Here is a 7,701-nt window from a genome sequence, read left to right as displayed (position 1 = left end):
CGGACTTGGCGGCCGCCTGGGTGTTGCTGCCGGCGGGCGCGGCCGCACGCTTCTTCGCCGCGTACGCGGAGGCTGACGAGGCGATGGTCCGGCGTGCCCGCGGGCTGGCCGCGTGCAAGAGCCTCTTTCTGATGCTGATGGGCCAGAACGGGGACCGCGGCCTGCCCGGCGGCAAGCCGGCGTGGGGTCCGGCGGGACGGGCGGCGCTCGACCGGGTCCTGAGCGAGCGTCTGACCCGATTCCGCGAGTAGATCGGCGGCATACTTCGACTGTTTCACCCCCCTCCTTGAGGGGGTGTCGCGGAGGTTGGGAAGGGCCAGGAGCAGGGCTGCGGGGAGGTAGCATATCGATCTCGATCGACTACGTGATGTGGTGACATCGGTGGCTCTCTCGCGGGGGTCGGGAGCCTGGCAGCGTGGTTTCTGCAATGCGTGCGGTCAGCAGCTGGCCAGACGGACCGGAGTAGTCTTTCGCCCGCTCGTCGGTGGACGCCTGGCGCGATCGGGGCAGGGCATCTTCGACGGGTTTGGGAAACGGCGGGTAATGCGATGGGAGGATTTGGTACCAGTGTTGTGAGAAAAGTGGCCTCCCGTTCGGACAATGAAAGCGCCAACCACCATTGTTGGCACGAACAGAAGGCCACCACGTGTCATCAGGCCAGCCTGGCCCCGGCATGTCCATCGTCCCGTTCGACGTCGAGCGCTGTGACATCACAAGTCTCCTGAGAATGCTGGGAAAGATTCCCGGTCAACGGCGCAGGAGGGGAAAGATCTACAGTCTTTCTTTCGTTCTGGCCGTGGTACTTGTCGCGACGCTTACCGGCGCGAAATGCCTGCGCGAGCTCCACCGCCGGGCCGCGGCCCTCCCGCAGCCTCTTCTCGCCCGTCTGGGGGCTCCGCGTGACAGATTCCGCGGAAGCTGTCGGGCGCCTTCGGGCAAGACGGTCCGCATGCTCCTGAAGAAAATCGATGTGGACGCCCTTGACGCGGCCTTCGGCGCCTGGCTGTGCGCACAGACCGCCCGTGGACACGTTGCCCTCGCGATCGACGGCAAGGTCCTGCGCGGCGCCTGGTCCGACGAGGACACCCAAGTCAGACTGCTCTCGGCGATGCTCCACGGCGAGGGTGTGGTCATCGCGCAGGTCCGGGTCCCCGACGACACCAACGAGATCACCCAAGTCGAAGAACTGGTCGGGAAACTCCCGGACATTCCTGGCAGGCCAGCGGTGACCCTCGACGCCGTCCACGCCCAGCACGACACCGCGGAGCTTCTCGTGAAAGCTGGGATGGACTACATCATGACCATTAAACGAAACCAGCCGACTTTGGAAAGGAAGATATTCGAGCTGATCCTTCTGTTGCTCCAGGAAGCACCGCACCACGAGGTCGGGGAACGCGGCCATGGCAGAATCAAGAACTGGAGGACCTGGGCGACGGCAGCCGACGGGATCGATTGCCCACACGCCGCCACAGCCGGCGTCATCCGCCGTGACGAGTTCGACCTCACCGGAAGACGTATCAGCCGTGAACACGCCCTCATACTCACCAGCACATCCGACGAGAACGCGACCGCCGCATATCTCCACGCCCACGCCCGGGGGCACTGGGGCATCGAAAACGAAATCCACTACACCCGCGATACCGCTTGGCGGGAGGCTGCCAACCCCACCTACACGGGGAACACCAACCATGCCCTCGCGAGTTTCCGCAACCTGGCCATCGGTGTGATCCGCCTCAATGGCACCAGGAAGACTAAAGAAACCCTCGAAAATGTCGCGGCCGACCGTTACGGAGCCCTCCCACTTCTCACTACCGTCTGCAGCAGATCAACACGATGAGCTACCTCGCCGAGGCCCGGCTTCGGCCCCGAGTGCTTCGGCGAGGGCGTGACGGGAGTCGATGCGGAGCTTGCGGTAGGTGTTTGTGAGGTGCTGTTCCACGGCGCGTTTGGAAACGAACAGGGCCTGCGCGATCTCGCGATTGGTCAGGCCCTCAATAGCAAGGAGTGCGACTCGGCGCTCGCTGCCGGTCAGCGATGCCGGCCCGTTGACAGCGGCTCTGCGGGTGCGGACTCCCAGGGCGCGGAGCTCCTGGCGAGCTTGCGCGGCCAGTGGCTGCGCGGAGCAGCGGGTGGCGAGGTCCAGTCCGAGGCGTAGCTGTTCTTCGGCTTCGCTGCGTGCGTGGGCGCGCCGCAGTGCGGCACCGTATTCGATCTGGGAGCGGGCCCGCTCCAGCCGGGCTTGCGAGGTTTCCAGCACTGCGACGGATTCGCGGAGCCGTTCAAGTCTGAGGTGGTGATCGTCGGTGACGAGGCCGGCGACCCGCAGGGCGATGCCGAGGGCGCGGGCGGCGCCGAACTGCCTGCTGCGCGCGAGCTCCTCGTCGGCGAGTCGGCGGGCATCGTCATGTTCGCCGAGTGCGTGGTGCGCCAGGGCCGCTTCTGCCCGCCAGTGGGCAAAGCCCGGATTCGTGTAGCCGGATGTGGTCAGGGAGTCCCCGCAGAGGCGCAGGTCCGTGAGAGCGTCCTGGGGGCGGTGCTGACGCAGGCGTAGCCGTCCACGGGCGACGTGGAAGAAGTGTGCCGCGAGCATGTTGAGCGGGACCGGTCCGTCGAGCTGACGGGAGGTCAGCAGGGCCTGTGCGTCCTCGGTCGCGCCTTTGTCGACGAGTGCGTCGATCAGGACCGCGACGGCGAGTGGGGTCTGCCCGTTGTGGTCGGTGTGGATGTCCAGGGCGATGCGGGCGTCGGCTTCGGCATCGAGCAGTCGGCCCGCGTACAGCGCGGTGTGGGAGCGCAGGATCGACAGGTAGGCGAACTCGGCTGCGTCGCCGTCCCGCTGGGCGGCCTCGATACCGGCGGCGAACAGTGCCAACGCCGGGTCGAGATGGTCGGCGATGGCCAACGCGGGGCCGGCGAGGCTCACGATGATGAACCGGTTACGCGCGTGCTGCCGGCCGGCGGGAAGCGGACCGGCGGCGGCGTCTTCTGCCAGTTGCGCCACATCCGCTGCGGAGCGGTCGGCGACGGCGGCCGCGGCGAAGGCGACTGTTGCCTGGGCCACCCGTTCCTCCGTCTCGCCCGCGGTGCCGCGGGAGGTGAGCCGGTCGAGCCGGTCGAGCCAGGACTCGACCGGCTGGCCCGCGAGCAGATCGGCGAGTGCGATCCCGGCGAGCAGACGACGCGAGAGGTCGGGCTCGTCGCGGAATCCACTCGAGCGGACTCGTTCCAGGATCGCCACGGCTTCATCACCCCGGCCGAGCATCGTCATCAGAGCCCCGAGGCTGAGCGCGATCTCGGCCTGAGCGGAGGGGTCGGTGGCCAGGTCGAGTGCCTCGCGCATCACGGTTGCCGCCCGGTCGGGCCGGTTTGCCATCCCCAGGGCCAGACCAGCCTCCAGCAGCAGGCCGCTAAGCGCCTCGACCGCAGGGGGTTCGGCAAGCGCTCGTTCCAGCAGGACGGTGGCCGGTTCGGGAGCGCCGCGCGCCAGCGCCTCGGCCGCCGCCGCACGTAACCCGGCAACAACCCACTGATCGTTGGTGGGCTCGCAGTTGAGCAGGTGCATGCCGAGCCGTTCGGCAGGGGCATTGCCGGCCTGAAGCAGCCGCGCGGCCCACTTGTGAGCGAGAGCACGTCGGGAGCTGTCCGTGTCCGAATAGATTGCGGTCCGGATGAGGGGATGCGCGATCGTCAGTGGCTGGCCAGAAACGAGTATCCCTTCGTAGATGAGTGCGTCGATCGCGCTCGCCGCGCGGGTCTCCTCGAGGTCGGCAAGGCTCGCGGCGTGCCAGAGCATCGCGTCCGGGCCGAGGACGGTGACCGCGCGTGCCATCCGGGCCGCGTCGGGGCCGAGGCGGGCCAGCCGGACCAGTAGGGCTCGCGAGACGTTGTCGGCCCGCAGAGTGTCGAGTCGGCCGGTCTCGGCTGCCACCGGGTGGACGCCGTCGGCCCGCAGGGCGTTCAACGCCTCGGTGAGGAGAAACGGGTTTCCACCGCTGGCGTGGGCGCACGCCCGGCAGAATTCGTCGTCGGCATCGGCGGACAACTGTTCACGGACGAGTTCACCCACGGCGTCGGTGCTGAGCGCGTCCAGTCTGAGGGTTTCCAGGCGTAGCCCGGCCAGCGTGCTGTCGACCAGGTCGGAACCGACGTTACTGATCGGGCGGGCTGCGAGCAGCAGCAACACGGGAAGATCGACCATGCGCCGGGCCAGGTAGGAGATGAAGCGCAGAGAGGCATCGTCTGCCCAGTGCACGTCATCCACGGCCAGCAGGAGCGGAGCGCGGTCGGCCAGGTTGGCGCATGTCCAGTACAGGCCGTACAGGATGCCGCCCAGCGTGCCTCCGGTTCTGTCCGTCCGTTCCATGAGGACCGGCTCGGCCAGCGCCGCCGTGCCCTCGAACAGCTCCGCGCGCTGCTGGCGGTCGGCTCGCCGCAGGACGGGTTCGAGAAGCTGGCGGACGATGCCGAATGCATGCTCTCGCTCCAGCTCGGCGCCGGTCGCCGACAGTACGCGTACGCCGCGACTAGCAGCGAGGTCCCGGGCGGCTGCCAGCAGCACGGTCTTACCGATTCCGGCCGCGCCCTCCACGAGCAGCGCCGCCCCCCGGCCTGCCACCGCCGAGGCAAGAACCTCCTCGACACGTTTCAACTCGCCGTCACGTTCGATCAGACCACTCACGTCGCCCCAGCCTCCCCCGCGCCGGCCTGTCACGGACGCATGGACGCACCGCGGGCAGAACGGACACAGCCGAAGGCTGCGAGCCCCCGCCCGCATGATCCCGTAGGGCAACAGCCTACGGCTCCACCCGCACTCTCCTGCGAAAGACCTTCGGTAGTAGCCGTATGTAGGTGGGTCGGCTGTGGGACTACCGTCAGGTCGTGTCATCCGACCGAGGGCGCCCGCAGCTGTAGGCCGAGCCTTCCTCGGCGCCGAGCCGGTGCGTGAATCCATCAACGGCATGAACGGCTTGCGCACCCCATTCAGCGGCTGACTGCAGTTCCGCAGTTCGTCGAAGCTTCCGAGCGGCTATGAGCGGGACCGGCCGGTCCCGCTCAGAACCAGACGGAGGCTGAAGCGTGGATGACGGTGCACGCACCGGCACACCTTTATCCACTTCACGAGACACGAGGGAAAACGAAGTTTTCCGACAACCGAGCCGTCTATCGGCGAAGCCGTTCACCTCCCATCCCCAGCGCACTCGCGTCCGTCTGATGATGGCCGCACTGCTTGTGAGACCATCCTCGCCAGGCGATCCCGACGACCACCTACGCCGGAAATGAACTTTTCGGTCGCCTTCCAACTGACATTGCCGCCCCGTCCGACACGCCGGCAGGCGACCGTAGAGCCCTCAGGGCCAGCTGACCTACGACTTCGGAGCACTTGGTACAACCGACAACGGCCCTCTGACCAGACCGCCAACGGAAGCCTCTGGCGGCTACGGTCTGCGAGTTCCTCACTCCACTTGGCGCGGGCGTGGCCCGCGACGCCGCCCGGGTCGCCGTCGGGCAGAACGTCTGTCTGCAGGTCGACCTGAGCTATCTCCCCCGGGCCCCCGGGCCCTGTCCAGGGACGGCGGGTCGAAATGTGCCCGATGGTCCTCGTTCGGCTCCGTCGCGGGAATGCCGTGCCGGAGCCACTACCCACACCCACGATCGATATCGTCGGGAGAAGAATCATGGACCCGAATCAGCTCAACCAGATCTGGCAGAATCAGCAGTCACACCAGCGCCACGTCGAGTCCCACCAACGCCATGCTCGCAACCATGTGGCCGACACCCACCGGCCGAACATGGGTCACCAGCACCGGCGGTCCTATGACGCTCCCCGGCATTACAGTGGCGGAGGGGGCGGAGTCTTCGTCAACCTGGTGAAACTGGCGCTTTTCTTCGGATTTCTTTACCTCGCTTTCTCCTTCGTTCACGCCCAATAGTTCCGCAGTGCCAGATCGAGGAACCTCGGGGGTGCCCGTAGGATGAAGAACGGAGAATGGCGTCGCCGTTTCGACCGGATCATCAGCGACGACAGGGGGACCTGTCGGTCGCGGCGGAGGCCGTGGGCCAGGCAGATCAGGAGAATGCGGGTGAGGTATCGGCATCTGGGGCCGGCCGGGCCGCGACACGCCACTACCGGGAGGGCCCTGAATCAGGCTCGGTCTGGTCGGCGGAACTCACCGCCCGGTTGTTCGCGTCGCCGGCTCGGTGGGGCTGGCAGGCAGCGCCGGTGCTAGCAGACCTGACTCAACCGTTGTTGCCACAACCTCGCACCGAATGGCCGGCCTCGCAGCGGCCAGACACCTCGGCCCTTCGAAACCGCCGAGCCAACGCCGTCAGCCAGATACTGATACGTCTGGCCGAGCACCTGCGGACCGAGGCACACGACACCCGGCCTCGGTACCTGGCCCACCTCACCGTGATCGAGGAGGCACACCGGCTGCTGCGTCGGCCCGAACCGGGCGCGGCCGGGCCGGGGGCGCATGCCGTGGAAATGTTCGCGTCCCTGCTCGCGGAGGTGCGCGCCTACGGCGAAGGTCTGGTCGTCGCCGAGCAGATCCTCAGCAAGCTGGCCCTCGACGTGATCAAGAAAACCGCAGTGAAGATCGTGCACCGACTGCCCGCCCTTGACGGCAGGGCGACCGTCGGCGCCACGACGAATGTCGATGACGCACAGTCCCGCCACCTCGTCACGCTGGTGCCCGGTGAGGCGGCCGTGTTCACCGACGGGATGGACCGCCCGATTCGGGTGCGGGTGCGGGACGGGCGAGCCGACGAGGACCGTGCTGGCGTGGTGCTGGCACCTATAACCGACATCATCGGACGGCGTAGCCCGACCTACGGTAGCGGTTGTCGGGCGGTGCCGTGCACTCTGCGCGAGATCCGCGTCGCGCAGCACCTGCTCGCCGACCAGAGCTGGCTGACCCTTTGGGTGGAACTCGCTGTGCTCGCGCACCTGACCGGTCGGACCGTCCCGGTGCCGATCGAGGAGGTCCGGGCCGCCTTCGCCGGTCAGAACCACGGCAGCCGGGTGGTGGCCTGCGCGCTCTCGCACGCCGTGGACGCGGCCGTCGCGGCCCGCGCCTCGACGCTGCGCCCCACCACGGATCAGATAGAGCTTGTCCCTGTATGTCCGCAACGCGCTCGCCCGGATGCTACGCGGGAACGACTCGGGCTGCGACGCCGATGCCCTGCGCTACCTGGCAACGCCGTTTCGCTGGGACCTGATCCGGCACAGCCTGACGACACCGTCCCCACCTCGTGCGGACGACTTCGACAAGCGCCCGGTGCCGGGACGCCGACCGGCGACGCTGTCGACGGCGCCGGGGCCGGGGCCGACGACGGGAGCGGCGGCCGCGACCCGCGCAGTCCCGAGCGGGAAGTCTGGATGCGTCGCCGGATCCCCGGGAGAACCCGCGCCGAGCAGCTCGAGGCCGTGGTCACCTGGCTGCGCCAGGACCTCCGTGACGCCGCCGCCGTCGCCGCCGTCACCCACGTCACCCAGCGACCGTCGGTGCTCGAACACGCTTTCGGCCCGACCGCGATCCCCTTCGCCGACCGGTTGACCACCGCGCTCGAGCCCTTCACGCGGCACGACTGGGTGCCCGATCACCTGCGGCTGGTCGACAGGCCGCCCGGAGCCAGGAATGAGAGTTCATGAGTGAACTGTCCTTCAGCCAACCAGACACACCGCCCAACCCTCCACCGGAC

The 7,701-nt window shown here is 67.9% G+C and carries 4 protein-coding genes and 1 pseudogene; 3 read left to right on the top strand and 2 right to left on the bottom strand.

Going from position 1 to position 7,701, the window contains the following annotated elements:
* Both NBZ83_RS27760 and NBZ83_RS27755 read left to right on the top strand, forming a co-directional pair.
* Nucleotides 1–251: pseudogene (locus NBZ83_RS27760) on the top strand (aminoglycoside phosphotransferase); the annotation flags it as partial.
* Between the two features lie 422 nt (nucleotides 252–673).
* Nucleotides 674–1,837, top strand: coding sequence for an ISAs1 family transposase (locus NBZ83_RS27755; protein WP_261570973.1), 1,164 nt, complete (start codon nucleotides 674–676; stop codon nucleotides 1,835–1,837).
* Here NBZ83_RS27755 and NBZ83_RS27750 read toward each other — a convergent pair.
* Both NBZ83_RS27750 and NBZ83_RS27745 read right to left on the bottom strand, forming a co-directional pair.
* Nucleotides 1,826–4,678 carry an ATP-binding protein gene (locus NBZ83_RS27750; RefSeq protein WP_261570972.1) on the bottom strand — a complete coding sequence of 951 codons (2,853 nt, stop codon included), beginning with the start codon at nucleotides 4,676–4,678 and terminating at the stop codon, nucleotides 1,826–1,828. The genes NBZ83_RS27755 and NBZ83_RS27750 overlap by 12 nt on opposite strands.
* 1,039 nt (nucleotides 4,679–5,717) lie before the next feature.
* A complete protein-coding gene (locus NBZ83_RS27745) occupies nucleotides 5,718–5,921 on the bottom strand; it encodes a hypothetical protein (protein ID WP_261570971.1) in 204 nt (67 codons plus the stop codon).
* A gap of 488 nt (nucleotides 5,922–6,409) precedes the next feature.
* Here NBZ83_RS27745 and NBZ83_RS27740 point away from each other — a divergent pair, with 488 nt between their 5' ends.
* Complete coding sequence (locus NBZ83_RS27740; protein WP_261570970.1) at nucleotides 6,410–7,651, top strand: ATP-binding protein; 1,242 nt, start codon at nucleotides 6,410–6,412, stop codon at nucleotides 7,649–7,651.
* The last annotated feature ends 50 nt before the right edge of the window (nucleotides 7,652–7,701 follow it).

It is taken from the genome of Frankia gtarii (genome assembly GCF_025403375.1).
In the GTDB taxonomy this organism is placed as follows: domain Bacteria; phylum Actinomycetota; class Actinomycetes; order Frankiales; family Frankiaceae; genus Frankia; species Frankia gtarii.
The sequence above is the reverse complement of the archived record's forward strand: the minus strand, read 5'-3'. Positions and strand labels throughout refer to the sequence as shown.